This is a genomic window from Pedococcus sp. (genome assembly GCF_036554925.1).
Classification (GTDB): domain Bacteria; phylum Actinomycetota; class Actinomycetes; order Actinomycetales; family Dermatophilaceae; genus Pedococcus_A.
Genome location: NZ_DATBMI010000117.1, coordinates 1 through 14445, shown reverse-complemented (window position 1 = coordinate 14445; position 14445 = coordinate 1). Strand labels below are relative to the sequence as shown.

Sequence of the window (14445 nt, the reverse complement as noted above, 5' to 3'; positions counted from 1 at the left end):
AGCGGTTGTGGTGGGTGAGCGCAGACCTACTCCCGCACGTCGGCCGGTCCCGCCGAGACCGGCAGCCCCGCCTCGATCCAGGCCAGGGCGCCGCCGACCAGGTCCGTCGCGTTCGGCAGGCCGACTTTCTGCAGGGACGCCGCAGCGAGGCTGGAGCTGTACCCCTGGCTGCACACGACGATGACCACCTGCTCGGCGCTGGTCAGCTCCGGGATGCGCCACCGGCCGGTGGGATCGAGCCGCCACTCCAGCACCGTGCGGTCGATGACGACGGCTCCCGGCAGCTCGCCCTGGCGGGCCCGTTGTGCCGCCGTGCGGGTGTCGACGAGCAGGGCGCCGCGGTCGCAGGCCTCGGCGGCCTCGGCCGGGGTGAGCCTGCGCAGCCCTGCCCGGGCGGCGGCGACGAGGTCGTCGACCCCGCTCATCTGACCTCGAGCACCGCACCCCGGCGCGCCACGAGCTCGCCGATGACGGTCGCGCCCGGGACCTCGCCGGCCAGGAGCAGGCCGCCGCTGGTCTGCGCGTCCGCGAGCAGGACGAGCTCGTCCTCCGCGACCTCGGCGGACAGGTGGGGGCGCACCCAGTCCAGGTTGCGCCGGCTCCCGCCCGGGACGAACCCGGCGGCGAGGGACTCGCGGGCCCCCTCCAGGTAGGGCACGGCCGCCGCGTCGACGACCGCGGTCACCCCGGAGGCACGGGCCAGCTTGAACAGGTGACCGAGCAGGCCGAAGCCGGTGACGTCGGTGGCCGCCGAGATGCCCGCGTCCAGGGCCGCACGGGAGGCGTCCGCGTTGAGCCGCGCCATCGACTCGACCGCGTGCTCGAAGACCTCGCCGGTCTGCTTGTGCCGGTTGTTGAGGACGCCGACGCCGAGCGGCTTCGTCAGGCTGAGGGGCAGCCCCGGGCGCGCGGCGTCGTTGCGCAGCAGGCGGTCCGGGTCGCCGATGCCGGTGACCGCCATGCCGTACTTCGGCTCCGGGTCGTCGACGCTGTGGCCTCCCGCGACCGGGCACCCGGCCTGCCGGGCGACGTCCAGCCCGCCGCGCAGCACCTCCTGCGCCAGCTCGCGCGGGAGCGTGTCGCGCGGCCACCCCAGCAGGTTGACCGCGACCACCGGGCGGCCCCCCATCGCGTAGATGTCGGACAGCGCGTTCGCGGCGGCGATGCGCCCCCAGTCGTAGGCGCTGTCGACCACCGGGGTGAAGAAGTCGGCGGTGGCCAGCACCGCCAGGCCACCCTCGACGCGCACGGCGGCCGCGTCGTCGCCGTCGTCGAGCCCCACCACCAGGTCGGGTGAGGGAACTCCCGTGAGCCCGCGCACCATGTCCTCGAGCTCGCCGGGCGGGATCTTGCACGCGCAGCCACCGCCTCGGGCCAGCTGCGTGAGGCGGGGGGCCGTCGTCGTCACCACGCACCGACTGTATGCCGCGTGCGCGCCACGGTCATGCGGCACACGGCGTGCGTGCCCGCGCCCCGGGTTCGACTAGCGTGGGCCGCGGAGGTGTCTGGGTTCCTGGTGGTCCCCCCGGTCTTCAAAACCGGTGAGGCCGAGCATCTCGGTCTGGCGGGTTCGATTCCCGTCCGCCTCCGCCACACGTCCACCCGTGCGGAGGGAGCCGTCGATGTCCGCGACCGACCCGCGGCGACGCATCCCGCGGACCGATGCGCTGCTCGCGCTGCCCGCGTTCGCCGAGGCCGCGGACCGCCACGGGGAGGCCGTCGTCAAGGCGGCCGTGACGCGGGCCCAGGAGCGGGCCCGGGCGGGCGAGATCGCCCCCGAGGAGGTCGCCGCCGCCGCCGCTGCCGGCCTTCCGGCCCGCGCGACCACGCTGCGCCCGGTCATCAACGCCACGGGTGTCGTGGTGCACACCAACATCGGCCGGGCCCCGCTGTCCCGCGCCGCCGTCGAGGCGCTGGCGACGGCCGCCGGGTACGTCGACGTGGAGTACGACGTGGACACCGGTGCCCGCGCACGCCGGGGCCGCGGGACGCTGGCCGCCCTGCGCGAGGCGGTCCCCGACGCCGGCGGGGCCCTCGTCGTCAACAACGGCGCCGCGGCGCTGGTGCTGGCCACGACGGCGCTGGCGGCGGGGCGGGAGGTCGTCGTCAGCCGCGGCGAGATGGTCGAGATCGGCGACGGCTTCCGGCTGCCCGACCTCATCTCCTCGACGGGCGCGCGGCTGCGCGAGGTCGGCACCACGAACCGCACGTCGCTGGCGGACTACGCCGACGCGATCGGCCCGCGGACGGGGTGCGTCCTCAAGGTGCACCCGAGCAACTTCCGCGTCGAGGGTTTCACCTCGGCGCCCGGGCTGGAGGAGCTCGCCACCCTCGGGGTCCCGGTGGTCATGGACATCGGGAGCGGCCTGCTGCGCCCCGACCCGCTCCTGCCCGACGAGCCGGACGCGGCCACCTGCCTGCGTCGGGGAGCCAGCCTGGTCACGGCGAGCGGCGACAAGCTGCTCGGCGGCCCGCAGGCGGGGCTGGTGCTCGGCGACGCCGACCTCGTGGAGCGGCTGCGCCGTCACCCGCTCGCCCGGGCGCTGCGCGTGGACAAGCTCACCCTCGCCGCCCTCGAGGCGACGCTGCGCGGGCCCGTCCCGCCGGTGGTGTCCTCCCTGCACGCCGACCTGCGCGACCTGCGGCGCCGGACCGAGGCCGTGGCGGCCGCTGTCGGGCGGTCGGTCGTCGACGCGGACGGCGCGGTCGGTGGCGGTGGCGCCCCGGGCCTGCGGCTCCCCGGGTGTGCCGTGGAGCTGCCGGACTGGTGCGCCGAGGTGCTGCGCCGGGGCGACCCGGCCGTGGTCGCCCGGGTCGAGCGCGGCAGGTGCCTCGTCGACCTGCGCTGTGTCCCAGCGGAATCCGACTCGGTGGTGGCCGCCGCGGTCGGTACGGCCCTCGCCTCGAGGGGCTGAGGCGTGCCCGTCGTCGCCACCGCCGGGCACGTCGACCACGGCAAGTCCGCGCTGGTCCGGGCACTGACCGGCCGCGAGCCGGACCGCTGGGAGGAGGAGCGCCGCCGCGGCCTGACGATCGACCTCGGCTTCGCGTGGACGACGCTGGCGTCGGGCCAGCGCCTGGCCTTCGTGGACGTGCCGGGCCATCAGCGGTTCATCGGCAACATGCTCGCCGGACTGGGCCCCGCGCCGGCCGTCGTCTTCGTCGTCGCCGCGGACGAGGGGTGGCGGGCACAGTCGGCCGAGCACCTCGCCGCCATCGACGCGCTCGGCATCGAGCACGGCCTGCTCGTCGTCACCCGCAGCGACCTCGCCGGCCCGGGGCCCGTCCTGGAGGATGCCCGGGGGCGGCTCGCCGGGACCAGCCTGGGCACCTGCGCGGCGGTGGCGGTCTCGGCCCGGACCGGCCAGGGGATGCCGGCCCTCCGGGAGGCGCTCGACGGCCTCGTGGGAGGGCTCCCCGAGCCCGCCGTCGACGCCAGGGTCCGGCTGTGGGTCGACCGCGCGTTCACCGTCCGCGGCAGCGGGACGGTGGTGACCGGGACCCTGGGGGAGGGCACCATCGCGGTGGGCGACGAGCTCGACATCGAGCCGGGCGGCGTGCGGGCCCGGGTCCGCGGGCTGCAGTCCCTCGAGACGGCGCGCGAGGCGGTGGGCCCCGTCTCGCGCGTCGCGGTCAACCTGCGTGGCGTCGGCGCGGACGCCGTCGCGCGCGGGTCGGTGCTGCTCTCGCCCGCGGCGTGGCTGCGCACCTCGACCGTGGACGTGCGCCTGCTCCGGCCCGCCGAGCGGCTGCCCGGCCAGGCGATGCTCCACGTCGGCACGGCCGCCCACGAGGTGCGGGTGCGGCCGCTCGCGGGTGACACCGCCCGGCTGACCCTGTCGCGGCCACTGCCGCTGCAGGCGGGTGACCGCGCCATCCTGCGCGACCCGGGAGCGCGCCGGGTGGTCGCCGGGGTGCTGGTGCTCGATGCCGACCCGCCGCCCCTGGGGCGCCGTGGCGCGGCGGCCGGCCGGGGCCGCGAGCTGGCGACGGCGACCGGCGCCCTCGACCTGGCCGTCGAGGTCCGCCGTCGGGGGGCGATGCGAGTGGCTGACGCGCTCGCCCTGGGGATCTCGGCGCGGGAGGTCGACGCGGTCGCGGGCGGAGCGGATCACCCTCTGCGACAGGGCGACTGGCTCGTCGACCCGCAGGTGTGGGGTCGCTGGGCGACGTTGCTGCGTGACGCCGTGGCCGCCCGCGCGCAGGGGGTGCCACTCGAGCCCACCCTGACGACGGAGGCCGCACGCTCGGCCGCCGGTGTGCCCGACCGGGGGCTGGTGCCGGCGCTGGCGGCAGCCGCCGGGCTCGTCGTCGAGGGCGGCAGGGTCGGGCTGGCCGGGGTGGTGGCGTCCCTGGGCGAGGCGGAGGAGGGGTTGAGGCGCATCGAGCAGCGGCTCGCCACCGACTCGTTCGCCGCGCCGGACCGTCCCGAGCTCGAGGCCTCTGGCCTGGGTGCGCGCGAGGTGGGCGCCGCCGTGCGCGCCGGCCGGCTGCTGCGGCTCGATGACGACGTCCTGCTGCTGCCCTCCGGTCCGGCCCGGGCGATGCGGGTGCTGGCCGGCCTGCCGCAGCCGTTCACCCTGAGCGAGGCGCGCCAGGCGCTCGGGACGACGCGACGGGTGGCCGTGCCGCTGCTCGAGCACCTCGACCACCGGGGCTGGACGAGGCGCGTCGACGCCACCCACCGCGAGGTGGTGCCCTGACTCGAACTTCCACTCGAGCCCTGACTCGAGCCCCACTCCAGCGCACTGCGTCACTGATCCGCCGGACGGATCAGTGGCGCAGCGCCAGCAGGCCTAGAGGTCCCGCGCGCCGAGCCGGTACCCCTGCGGGCTCCACTCGGTGAGCAGGGCGTACCGGTCTCCGCGGATGACCGACCGGCGGTACTCGATGGGCGCCTCGTCGCCCACCTGGCCCAGGCGCTCGATGTCGAGGCAGGCCGCGCCCGGGTCGATCCCGAGCAGCGCGGCCTCGGACTCGGAGGCCACCACCGCGCGGATCCGCTCGTGGCCACCGGTCGGGCGGGTGCCGGCCGTGCGGGCCAGCTCGTCGTAGAGCGCGACGTGGGTGAAGTCGAGGTCGAGCAGTGGCCTCCCCAGCGAGGCCGGGAGCCACGCCTGGTCGTGGGCGAGGGGCTCGCCGCCGGCGAGGCGCACGCGTTCGAGGAAGACCAGGCCCTCGTTCGGGGAGAGGCCGAGCCGATCGGCGACCTCGGGGTCGTGGCGCTCCTCCAGGGCCAGGACCCGGCTGGTCTGCTCGAGTCCCTGAGCCTCCACCTCGCGGAACAACGAGTACAGGCTGCCCAGCGGCTGCTCGATCGCGGTCGTCGCCACTCGGGTGCTGCGGCCACGGTGGGAGTCGACGAGCCCCGCCTCGCGGAGCGGCCGCAACGCCTCCCTGACGGTGTGCCGCGAGACGGAGTACTCCTCGCGCAGCTCGATCTCGCCGGGCAGTCCGGACGCGAACTCCCCGGCCGTCAGCCGGCGCAGCAGGTCCTGGTGGAGCTGGCGCCAGAGGGGGACCGCGCCGCCGCGCTGGAGGCGTCGGTCGCGGTGCTGCTGCGGCGCGGTCATGTCGCTCCTCGAGGTGGGGCCAGCCTCAGGATAGGCACCGCTAGCGCGGCTGCGGTTCACGCGCCTGACGTTCCGACGTCCGCGGTTCCCGCGCCTCCGTGTCAGCCGCGGCGGCCCCCGCGGCCGTCTGCCGGCCCAGCCGCTGGCCGACGAACCCGAGGCCGAGGACGACCGCGGCGACTCCGGCGGCGAGCCCGACCCGTGCCGCCGCCGGCATCGCGGACCACACCGGCTCGGGGATCTCCTGGACCAGGATGAACGCGGCCATCACGAGCACGAACCAGCCGAAGCCACGGCGCAGGTGCTCGGGCTGCACCCGCCCGGCGAGCCGGCCACCCACGAGGGAGCCGGCGATGGCGGCGAGCGTCACCATGGCGGCCAGGCGCCAGTCGAGCTGCACCGAGGAGAGGTACCCGGCGAGCCCGGCCGCGGACTTCATGGCGATGACGAGCAGCGACGTGCCGACGGCGACGGGCATCGACAGCCCGCCCAGCAGCGTCAGCGCGGGAACGACGAGGAAGCCCCCGCCGGCGCCGACGATGCCCGTCACGAGACCGACCACGACGCCGTCGAGCAGGACCCTCTTCACCGGCAGCGTGTCGTGGACCCCGCGGGCGCCGGTCCCGCGTCGGCCGCGCAGCATGGCCACGGCGGTGGCGAGCATCATCAGCGCGAAGGCCACGAGCAGGATGGGGCCGGGGACGAGCTCGGCGAGCCTCCCACCGGCATACGCGCCCACCATCCCGGCCGCGCCGAAGAGCAGGCCGGTCCGCCACTGCACACGACCGGCCCTGGCGTGCGAGACCGCCGCGACGGCGCTGGTGGCGCCGACCACCAGCAGCGAGGTGGCGATGGCCTCCTTGGTCGGGAGGCCCGCCACGTAGACCAGCAGGGGCACGGTCAGGATCGACCCGCCGCCACCGAGCAGGCCCAGGGACAGGCCGACGAGCACGGCGAGGGCGACGGTCAGGAGGGTCATCGTTTCCTCTCGGGACGGGCAGCACCCTCGAGGCGGGGGATACCCCAGGGGGTGTGCGGTTGCACGACGGTAACACAAAAGTCCGGACAACTTGAATGGTCACGATGGGTCCTTATCGCGGGCCGGATCCGGTGCCTAGGCTGGCTCCGTGGGAGGCGTGCGCGCTCTCGACACCGTTGTCGGTCTGGGCCCGGGGGAGCATGGCTCCTGGGGCTACTCGGGTCGCGCCGCACTGCGCTCGGTCTGCGCGGTGTACCTCGCCGAGGGCATGCGCCTCAAGGAGCAGCTGCTGTTCGTCGGTGGGGGCCCGCGCGCGAGCCTGCTCGACGACCTGGCCGACCTGCCCGGGCGTGACGAGCTGCTGGCCACCGGGCAGCTGCTCGTGCACTCCTTCGGCGACCTCGAGACGACCGCGCCACCGGCCGTCGCCGGGGTCAGCTCGCGCCCCCCTGCGGGCACCGTGGCCCCCGCCACGGGGCCACGCCTCCCGGTGGAGTCGCTGCGCAGGCTGGCCGAGGACGCCCTCTCGGGCGGTTTCGGTGGGTTGCGGCTCGCTGCCGACACCACCCGCCTCGTCTCGGAGGCGGGTCTGACCCCCCGGCTCATCGCCTTCGAGCTGGCGGTCGACGCCGTGTACGCCACCCAGCACGCGACGGTGCTCTGCCTCGTGGACCTCGAGCGGGTGGCCGCGCGGGCGCGCGAGGTGAACGCGCTGCACCGCGCGCAGCACACCGGTGGTGCGGAGCCGACGTTCGCGCTGTCGCTCTCGCCCGGGGTGGTCCACCTCGTCGGCGAGATCGACACCACCACGGCGGGCGACCTGGCCAGGGTGCTGGGCGCGTACGGGGACGCGACCTCCGGCCCCCTGGTCGTCGACCTGCTGGAGCTCGAGTTCATCGACGTGGCGGCGACCCGCGTGCTGGCCCTGTTCCAGCGTAAAATGTCGGCTGAAGGGCGCTCGGTGACCTTTGCGGGGGTAGGTCCCGCGGCGGTGAACACACTGCGGGCCTTTGCGCTGAACGGAGAGGTGACGCCATGACGTCCGTGTCCACGGTGGGGGACTGGGCCGGGGATCGCTTGGCGCACGAGGCGTTCGTGTTCGACAGCGACGCGACGGTGCGAGCCCGTGTCCTGCCGTTCGTGGAGGAGGGGCTGGAGCGTGGACAGCCCCTGGTGGTCGTCGCCAGCGACCGCGTCCGGGGCATGCTGGAGGGGGAGTTCGGCTCGGTGGTCGACGAGTTCGCGGTGTTCGCCCCCTCGCAGGGGCACTGGGTCGGAGGCTCGGAGACCCTCGCCAGCTACCAGGACGCCATGACCCCCCTCATCGAGTCGGGCACGCCGTGGAGGCTCGTCGGTGAGCCGACGTGGCTGGCCCTTCCGGGAGGCGACCTCTGGTCCCGCTACGAGGCGGTCGCCAACGACGCCTTCGCCGACTACCCGTACTACAGCCTGTGCCTGCACGACCGGCGTCGGCTCGATCCCGAGGTCATCGCGGCGGCACTGCGCACGCACCCCCTCACGTGGGACGAGGGCCGGGTCGTCCCGTCGCCCCAGTACCAGCCCACCGCGGCCTTCCTGCGCTCCGTCGAGCCGGCCTGGACCCAGGCGCCCGAGGACCGCGCGTCGGTCACGGTGACCCGCGCCGGGGACGCTCGGCACTTCGTGCGCGCAGGCCTGCCGGAGGGCGCCACCGAGGAAGAGGTCGACAGCGTCGTCCTCGCCGTGCACGAGCTCGTCGTCAACGCCATCGTGGCGGCCGGGGCGGCGGAGGTCAGCCAGTGGCGGGACGACGGACTCCAGGTGTGGGAGGTGCGCGACGACGGCCTGGGCATGCACGAGACGGCCGCGGGGTACGCGCCCCCGCCTGCCGAGGGTCCCTCGGGCCGGGGGCTGTGGATCGCGCGCAGCCTCGCCGACGAGGCGACGGTCCGGCCGTACGGCCCCGGCACCGCCGTCCGGCTCTACTTCCACGCCGTGCCGGTCAGGACCTAGTCGGCCGCCGCGGGTGGGTGCGGGCGCGGGCAGGCGCGCAGGAGGGCGGGCGCGGAGACGGGCGGGCGGGCTCGGCTACCCGATCGCCGCCCGCCGGGCCTTCGCATCGTCGGCGGCTGGCCCGCCGGTCACCTCCCGGTAGTCGAGCTCGCGCCCGAGGAAGTCGGCCAGGCGACGGGCCGCCTCCAGCACCAGCGCCCGCTGCTCGTGGTCGAGGCCTGTGGCGAGACGGGTCTCCACGGCCACCGCGTCCTTGCCGACCGTGCGCCGCCACAGGCCGGCGTTGGTCTCGTCGACGATGACGGGCTCCCAGAACGGGTCGACGGCCCCGCCCGTCGGGTGCCCCGGAGCCGCCGGGAAGTTCACCGCGGGATAGGTCAGCACGGCCTCGTCATAGACCGGCAGGAGGTGTGCCGCCCGGCCGGCTGTCGTGCGCCGCGGCAGGGACGGGTCGAACCAGTGGGTGATGCCGTCGATCTCGACCTCCTCGAGCGCGCCCGGCGTCGCGGCCAGGGTCGCTGCGACCCCGGCCCGCGCGTCGGCCTGGGTCACGCTCGCCCAGCGTGCGAGGTCCTTGAGGCTGGCCGGCCCGTGCCCGGCGAAGAAGCGGTGGGCCAGGCGGGCCAGCGCCTCGTCGCGGCCCAGCGCGGGGGCCGGTGGCACCACCTCGTCGAGCAGCGCGTAGCTGTGGTGCACCCCCTTCATGGGCCCGGAGCAGACCAGCCCCTCGAGCTCGGCGAGCAGGAGGAGGTGGCCGAGCTGCTCGCCCGCGCTCGGCAGGCCCGGGCGCTCGCCGAAGGCAGCGCCGATCTCGCGGCGGGTGAGGAAGGCCCGCCCCCTCAGCAGCTCACCGAGCGCGTCGAGCGACCGGGTCACGTGGGCGGGGTCGTCGAGGCCGACCTGGGCGTGGCGGTAGGACATCGCCCGCAGGACGCGAGGAGAGGTGGCCGCGAGGATCCAGCGCACGTCGTCGGGGAGGACGAAGTGCCACGTCGGCCGCAGGATGTGGGTGCGCAGGAAGGCGCCGCGGTCGTACGCGGCCCGCACCGCGGCATACGTCGTGTCCCTGGACCGCAGGCCGAGCGAGAAGAAGGCGTGGTCGCGCTCCTGGCTCTGCACGCACGCGAGCAGGCGCACGACGTCGGCGGCGCGCGGGAGCGGCGCGGCGCTGAGCCGCTGGGTCGCGAGGCGCTGGCGCAGGGTGCGGCGGCGGTCCATGAGCCCATGGTGTCGGAGCGCACCGACGCCGGCAGCCGGACGTGGGGGAGCGGCGCCAGGAGGCGGTGAGCGGTGCCTACCGGCCGCTGTCGGCGTGCGTGGTGCTGGTGGGGTCGGGTGGAGGTGACAGCCGCCCCACGCGCGAGAGCGGCCAGAAGGTCAGCTCGGCCCGGCCCACGATGTTGTCGACGTGCACCATGCCGCTGGTCGCGCCGTGGAGGTGCGCTCGCGAGTCGCCGGAGAGGCTGCGGTAGTCGCCCATGACCCAGACCCGCTCCGCCGGCACGACCACGTCGAACGGCATGTCGCTCGGGCGCTCCCCGTCCGCGAGGTAGACCTCGTCGAGGGGGGTGCCGTTGACGGTGATGCGGCCGCTCGCGTCACAGCAGCGGACGTGGTCGCCGGGAAGGCCGACGACCCGCTTGACGTAGTTGCGCTCGCCGAGGTTGATCCCCACGAGCGAGACGAATCCGGCGGTGAGCCGGGGCACCAGCCCCTCGGCCTGGTGCGGGCTGAGGGTGGCCGACGCGAAGCCACGGGTCCCGTCGAAGACGATGACGTCGCCGCGCCTGAGGTCGTCGTCCTCGACGGTGCGGTTGACGAGGATCCGGTCGCCGGGGGCGATGGTCGGCTGCATCGACGTCGACGGGACCATGTAGGACTGGAACAGGAAGCCGCGGACCACCACCAGCCCGAGCACCCCCAGCAGGAGGATGGCCAGCGTCCGCCGGGGCCAGCCTCCACCCCTCGCCGAAGCGTGCTCTCCCTGAGTCGCATCGACCGTGTGGGTGTCCAGCGGGGGCGCGGTCGTCATCCTCATCAGAATATGCGTATTGGCGCAAGCGTGACCAATGGGTCTACGCCAATCGGACGAGAGCGGCGAACCGGGAGTGTGCCGTGGGGTTCGCGTGGCAGGAGTGGTGACACCTCGTCCCCGGGCGGGCCCTGTGCGACGCTGCGGGGGGAGTGTCCCGGCTCCTCCGGACGAGAGGCCCACCATGGCTGACTACGGGCACGACCTGCTGTTCGGCACCTTCATCACGCCCACCTCCCGTGCGCCGCAGCGGCCCGTCGAGCTGGCCGTCGCGACCGAGCGCGCGGGCCTGGACCTCGCCACCTTCCAGGACCACCCCTACCAGCCGGCGTTCCTCGACACCTGGACCCTGATGTCGTATGCCGCGGCGCGCACCTCGCGCGTCCACCTCTCGGCGAACGTGGTGAACCTGCCGCTCCGCCCGCCGGCGGTGCTCGCGCGGTCGGTGGCGAGCCTGGACCTGCTCAGCGGAGGACGGGTGGTACTCGCGCTGGGGGCGGGGAGCTTCTGGGACGCCATCGAGGCCATGGGTGCCCCGCGGCTGACCGCGGGGGAGTCCGTCGAGGCCCTCGGGGAGGCCATCGCGGTGATCCGGGCGCTGTGGGACACGCAGACCCGGGAGGTGGTGCGAGTCGAGGGCAGGCACCACCGGGCCGTGGGGGCCAAGCGTGGCCCGGCGCCGGCGCACGAGGTGCCGATCTGGGTCGGTGCCACCGGGCCGCGGATGCTGCGCCTCATCGGGCGGGTGGCCGACGGGTGGCTGCCGAGCCTGGGCTATCTCGGCGGCCGCGAGCGCCTGGCCGAGCTGAACGCGGTCATCGACGAGAGCGCGCAGGCAGCCGCGCGCGAGCCGTCGGCGGTGCGGCGGCTGCTCAACATCGGGCCCGGCGATGCCGACCCCGCGTTCCTGGCCGACCTGGCGCTCGCCGACGGCGTCTCGGCGTTCATCCTCGCCAGCGACGACGCCCACGAGATCGAGCGCTATGGCCAGGAGGTCGCGCCGCAGGTCCGCGAGCTGGTCGCCCTCGGGCGGGGCGGGGTTCCCTGACGCGGTCGGGTTTCCGGATGCCGGATGCGGCAGGGCAACGGCGAGGGGTGGCACAGCGGTCACGAGCCCCCGCGGCCGTCCGCTGTGCCACTCCCTCGCCTGCCCCGTGCCCCTGCCCGCGCCCCGCGAGTGGTCTGGTCAGGCGTGCTGGTCCGGCATGCTGGTCAGGCGTGCTGGTCAGGTGTGCTGGTCAGGCTTCGAGGGGTTCGCCCTCGAAGGTGCCCTTGACCCCGCCGACCTCGTTGCCGTCCGAGTCGTAGGCCGTCACCTCGAAGCGTCCGGAGACCTTGCCGTTCTTGAGCCTGCCCCAGGCCTCGATCTTCACGGAGGTGTCGTCGGCGGGGTAGCCGACCCAGGACGTGAGCTTGAACTTGTCGTCGCCCTTGTCCTCCCAGGAGCCGGTGCCGACCCCGCCGGCGGGGCGGACGTCGTTGCCGACGAAGACGCCGTCGGCGATGAAGCTGGCGACCGAGAGCCCGGTGTCGCCGTTCTCGTCCTCGTGGTGGATCAGCCAGCTGCCGAGCAGGTCGCTGCTGCTGGCCGACGCGGACCCGACACCCGCCCCGGCCACCAGCACGCTGCCGGCGGCCACGCCTGCAGCGGCACGGACGGCCTGACGTCGGTTGATGGTGACTGCGCTCATGGAGAAGCTCCTCGTGGTTCTGCAGGGAATGGTCCTGCAGGGATGGAATGCGGTGTGGCTGGCGCGAGATGCCCAGGCTCAGCGCGGCTCGGGCTCAGCGCGGTGGGCCGGGGTCAGGCTTCGAGTGGCTCACCCCAGAAGGTGCCCTCGAGCGTGCCCGCCTCGTTGCCGTCGGAGTCGTAGAAGGTGACCTTGAACTTGCCGGAGAGCTTGTCGTCCTTGAGCTTGCCCCAGACCTCGAGCATCCCGGACGTGTCGTCGGCGGAGTTGCTGTTCCAGGCCGTCGCCTTGAACCTGTCGTCTCCCTTGTCCTCCCAGGACCCGGTGCCGATCGAGCCGGCCGGGCGGACCTCGTTGGTGATGAAGATGCCGTTGTCGACGATGCTGGCCACGGCCAGGCCCTTGTTGCCGTCCATGTCCTCGTAGTGGATCAGCCAGCTGCCCAGGAAGCTGCCGCTGCCGGCGGCAGCCGAGCCGACTCCTGCGCCGGCCACCAGCAGCCCACCGGCTGCGACCCCGGCCGCCGCGCGGACGGCCTGGCGGCGGTTGATCGTCAGTTCGCTCATGAGAACCTCCTCGCGGTGTGGTTCCCCTGCCGTCCGCCATGCTCGCCCTGTTGACGGAGGTGAGACACCCCCATGTGTCCTACGCCATCGAGAGGCCTCCGGGCCCAGCCACGCATCGCCGGACGCCTCCGATGAGTCCGCGGGACCCGCGGGGTCTGCCACCGTGGAGCACAAGCGAGCGCAGGAGGCAGGTGGCGTCATGGGAGACGTGCTGGCGGGGATCACGACATCGGTCGACGGGTACGTCGTCGGCCCCGACGACGGGCCCGGGCGCGGCCTCGGGATCGGCGGGGAACGCCTGCACTACTGGGTGTTCGGCGGGCCGTGGAGCTACGAGCACGAGCCGACCGGGCAGATGGAGCCCGAGGACCAGGCCTGGATGGACGAGGCGATGACGTCGATGGGGGCCGTGGTCGCGGGCCGCGGGACCTACGAGGCCGCGGATCACTGGGGCGACCAGAACCCGTGGGGCCTGCCGTTCTTCATCGTCACGCACCGCCCGGGCGAGCAGCCCGAGGGAGACGCCTTCGCCTTCGTCGAGGGCGTCGAGGAGGCGGTGCGGCAGGCCCGGGAGGCCGCGGGGGAGAAGAACGTCCACGTCATGGGCGGAGCGGACGTGATCCGCCAGGCGCTCGCCGCCGGGCTCGTCGACCGGCTGAGCATCATCGTGGCGCCGGTCATCCTCGGCGGCGGGAAGCGGCTGTTCGACGGTTTCGAGCACGACATGGACCTCGAGCACCTCGGCGTGCGGCAGTCCCGCTTCGCCACGTTCATCGACTACCGGGTCGTGAAGAAGTGACCGGCTCCTGCGGTGTCGAGCCAGTGCCCCGCTGAGCGTCGGTCTGCCGCATGGTTGCCCCCACCGTCTCGCCGTCGACACGCTGGGAAAGGGTCCTTGGAGAGCACTCCAGGGGCCGTTTCCCAGCGTGTCGACGCTGCAGAGGGGCGTCAGGTGAGGTCGCGGCGCATGGTGAGCCGCGGCATACCGCTGGCCACCGCGTCGGTGGTGCCGACGACGCGGAAGCCGGCCTTGTCGAACATCGCCTTCGTGCCGACGAACGCCATGGTGAGGTCCATCCGGCCCTGCGGGTCGACCGGGTGGGCCTCGACGGCGGGCGCGCCGTGGGACGCGGCATACGCCACGGCCCCCTCGATCAGGTGCCCGGTGACGCCGCGCCTGCGGAAGCCCGACCGCACCACGACGCACACGATGCTCCACACCGGCACGTCGTCGGTGGGCGGCATGAGCTTCGAGCGGGCCAGCCGGGTGATCTCGGCGCGCGGGCCGATGTTGCACCAGCCGACCGGGTCGCCGTCGAGGTAGGTGACGACCCCGGGCGGGTGCTCGCGCTCGCACAGCGCCCGCATCGCCCGCTCGCGCGAGTCGGGGCCGGTGCCGCCGAGCTCGGTGATCTCCGCGGCCTGGAGGCGGTGGGAGAGGCACCAGCAGTGGTTCGCCCGCCGGCTCCGGTTGATGACGTCGGCGAAGTCCTCAAACCGGTCGGGCGTGACCGGATGGGTCTCCCACGTCGACTCGGACGGCGGTGCGGCGGAGGCTGTCATGGTCACAGCGAACCACCACGCGCCGACACCGTCAGGCCGGTGCCGGTGG

Annotated in this window: 15 protein-coding genes and 1 tRNA gene; 7 read left to right on the top strand and 9 right to left on the bottom strand. The window is 74.5% G+C overall.

Going from position 1 to position 14445, the window contains the following annotated elements; translation table 11 throughout:
* Positions 1-26: 26 nt before the first annotated feature.
* Positions 27-425, bottom strand: a complete 399-nt coding sequence (locus tag VIB11_RS09695; RefSeq protein WP_332030700.1) for a rhodanese-like domain-containing protein — start codon at positions 423-425, stop codon at positions 27-29.
* Positions 422-1408 carry a selenide, water dikinase SelD gene (gene selD, locus VIB11_RS09690; protein ID WP_332030733.1) on the bottom strand — a complete coding sequence of 329 codons (987 nt, stop codon included), beginning with the start codon at positions 1406-1408 and terminating at the stop codon, positions 422-424. Before selD ends, VIB11_RS09695 begins: the two co-directional genes overlap by 4 nt.
* Positions 1409-1497: 89 nt before the next feature.
* Here selD and VIB11_RS09685 point away from each other — a divergent pair.
* The 3 genes from VIB11_RS09685 to selB all read left to right on the top strand — a co-directional run bounded on the left by VIB11_RS09685 (position 1498) and on the right by selB (position 4703).
* A tRNA-Sec gene (locus tag VIB11_RS09685) sits at positions 1498-1593 on the top strand.
* Between the two features lie 29 nt (positions 1594-1622).
* A complete protein-coding gene (gene selA, locus VIB11_RS09680) occupies positions 1623-2915 on the top strand; it encodes an L-seryl-tRNA(Sec) selenium transferase (protein ID WP_332030698.1) in 1293 nt (430 codons plus the stop codon).
* A gap of 3 nt (positions 2916-2918) precedes the next feature.
* Entirely contained in the window at positions 2919-4703 is a 1785-nt protein-coding gene (gene selB / locus VIB11_RS09675) for a selenocysteine-specific translation elongation factor (RefSeq protein ID WP_332030696.1), read from the top strand.
* Between the two features lie 93 nt (positions 4704-4796).
* Here selB and VIB11_RS09670 read toward each other — a convergent pair whose 3' ends face one another.
* Together VIB11_RS09670 and VIB11_RS09665 are read right to left on the bottom strand one after the other, a co-directional pair.
* Entirely contained in the window at positions 4797-5573 is a 777-nt protein-coding gene (locus VIB11_RS09670) for a GntR family transcriptional regulator (protein WP_332030694.1), read from the bottom strand.
* 40 nt (positions 5574-5613) lie between these two features.
* Positions 5614-6552 (bottom strand): sulfite exporter TauE/SafE family protein, encoded by a 939-nt coding sequence (locus VIB11_RS09665; protein WP_332030692.1) that lies wholly within the window; start codon positions 6550-6552, stop codon positions 5614-5616.
* A 148-nt stretch (positions 6553-6700) separates the two neighbouring features.
* Between VIB11_RS09665 and VIB11_RS09660 the strand changes: the two genes are divergently transcribed.
* On the top strand, positions 6701-7591 hold the full coding sequence (locus VIB11_RS09660; RefSeq protein WP_332030690.1) for an MEDS domain-containing protein: 891 nt from the start codon (positions 6701-6703) through the stop codon (positions 7589-7591).
* Complete coding sequence (locus VIB11_RS09655) at positions 7588-8544, top strand: MEDS domain-containing protein (RefSeq protein ID WP_332030688.1); 957 nt, start codon at positions 7588-7590, stop codon at positions 8542-8544. The genes VIB11_RS09660 and VIB11_RS09655 overlap by 4 nt, the downstream gene beginning before the upstream one ends.
* A 75-nt stretch (positions 8545-8619) precedes the next feature.
* Here the strand turns inward: VIB11_RS09655 and VIB11_RS09650 are convergent, their stop codons facing one another.
* Together VIB11_RS09650 and lepB are read right to left on the bottom strand one after the other, a co-directional pair.
* The gene (locus VIB11_RS09650; protein ID WP_332030686.1) at positions 8620-9762 is read right to left on the bottom strand and encodes a winged helix DNA-binding domain-containing protein; all 1143 of its coding nucleotides are present in this window, start codon (positions 9760-9762) and stop codon (positions 8620-8622) included.
* A 76-nt stretch (positions 9763-9838) separates the two neighbouring features.
* On the bottom strand, positions 9839-10576 hold the full coding sequence (gene lepB / locus VIB11_RS09645; protein WP_332030684.1) for a signal peptidase I: 738 nt from the start codon (positions 10574-10576) through the stop codon (positions 9839-9841).
* Positions 10577-10760: 184 nt separating this feature from the next.
* Between lepB and VIB11_RS09640 the strand changes: the two genes are divergently transcribed.
* Positions 10761-11624, top strand: a complete 864-nt coding sequence (locus tag VIB11_RS09640; RefSeq protein WP_332030682.1) for an LLM class flavin-dependent oxidoreductase — start codon at positions 10761-10763, stop codon at positions 11622-11624.
* Between the two features lie 190 nt (positions 11625-11814).
* Here VIB11_RS09640 and VIB11_RS09635 read toward each other — a convergent pair whose 3' ends face one another.
* Both VIB11_RS09635 and VIB11_RS09630 read right to left on the bottom strand, forming a co-directional pair.
* The gene (locus VIB11_RS09635; protein ID WP_332030680.1) at positions 11815-12267 is read right to left on the bottom strand and encodes a hypothetical protein; all 453 of its coding nucleotides are present in this window, start codon (positions 12265-12267) and stop codon (positions 11815-11817) included.
* 113 nt (positions 12268-12380) lie between these two features.
* Positions 12381-12833: a hypothetical protein gene (locus tag VIB11_RS09630; protein ID WP_332030678.1), complete on the bottom strand. Its 453-nt coding sequence runs from the start codon at positions 12831-12833 to the stop codon at positions 12381-12383.
* A gap of 199 nt (positions 12834-13032) precedes the next feature.
* Here VIB11_RS09630 and VIB11_RS09625 point away from each other — a divergent pair, with 199 nt between their 5' ends.
* A complete protein-coding gene (locus VIB11_RS09625; protein ID WP_332030676.1) occupies positions 13033-13632 on the top strand; it encodes a dihydrofolate reductase family protein in 600 nt (199 codons plus the stop codon).
* A gap of 149 nt (positions 13633-13781) precedes the next feature.
* Here the strand turns inward: VIB11_RS09625 and VIB11_RS09620 are convergent, their stop codons facing one another.
* Positions 13782-14396 (bottom strand): GNAT family N-acetyltransferase, encoded by a 615-nt coding sequence (locus VIB11_RS09620; RefSeq protein WP_332030732.1) that lies wholly within the window; start codon positions 14394-14396, stop codon positions 13782-13784.
* Positions 14397-14445: the final 49 nt, after the last annotated feature.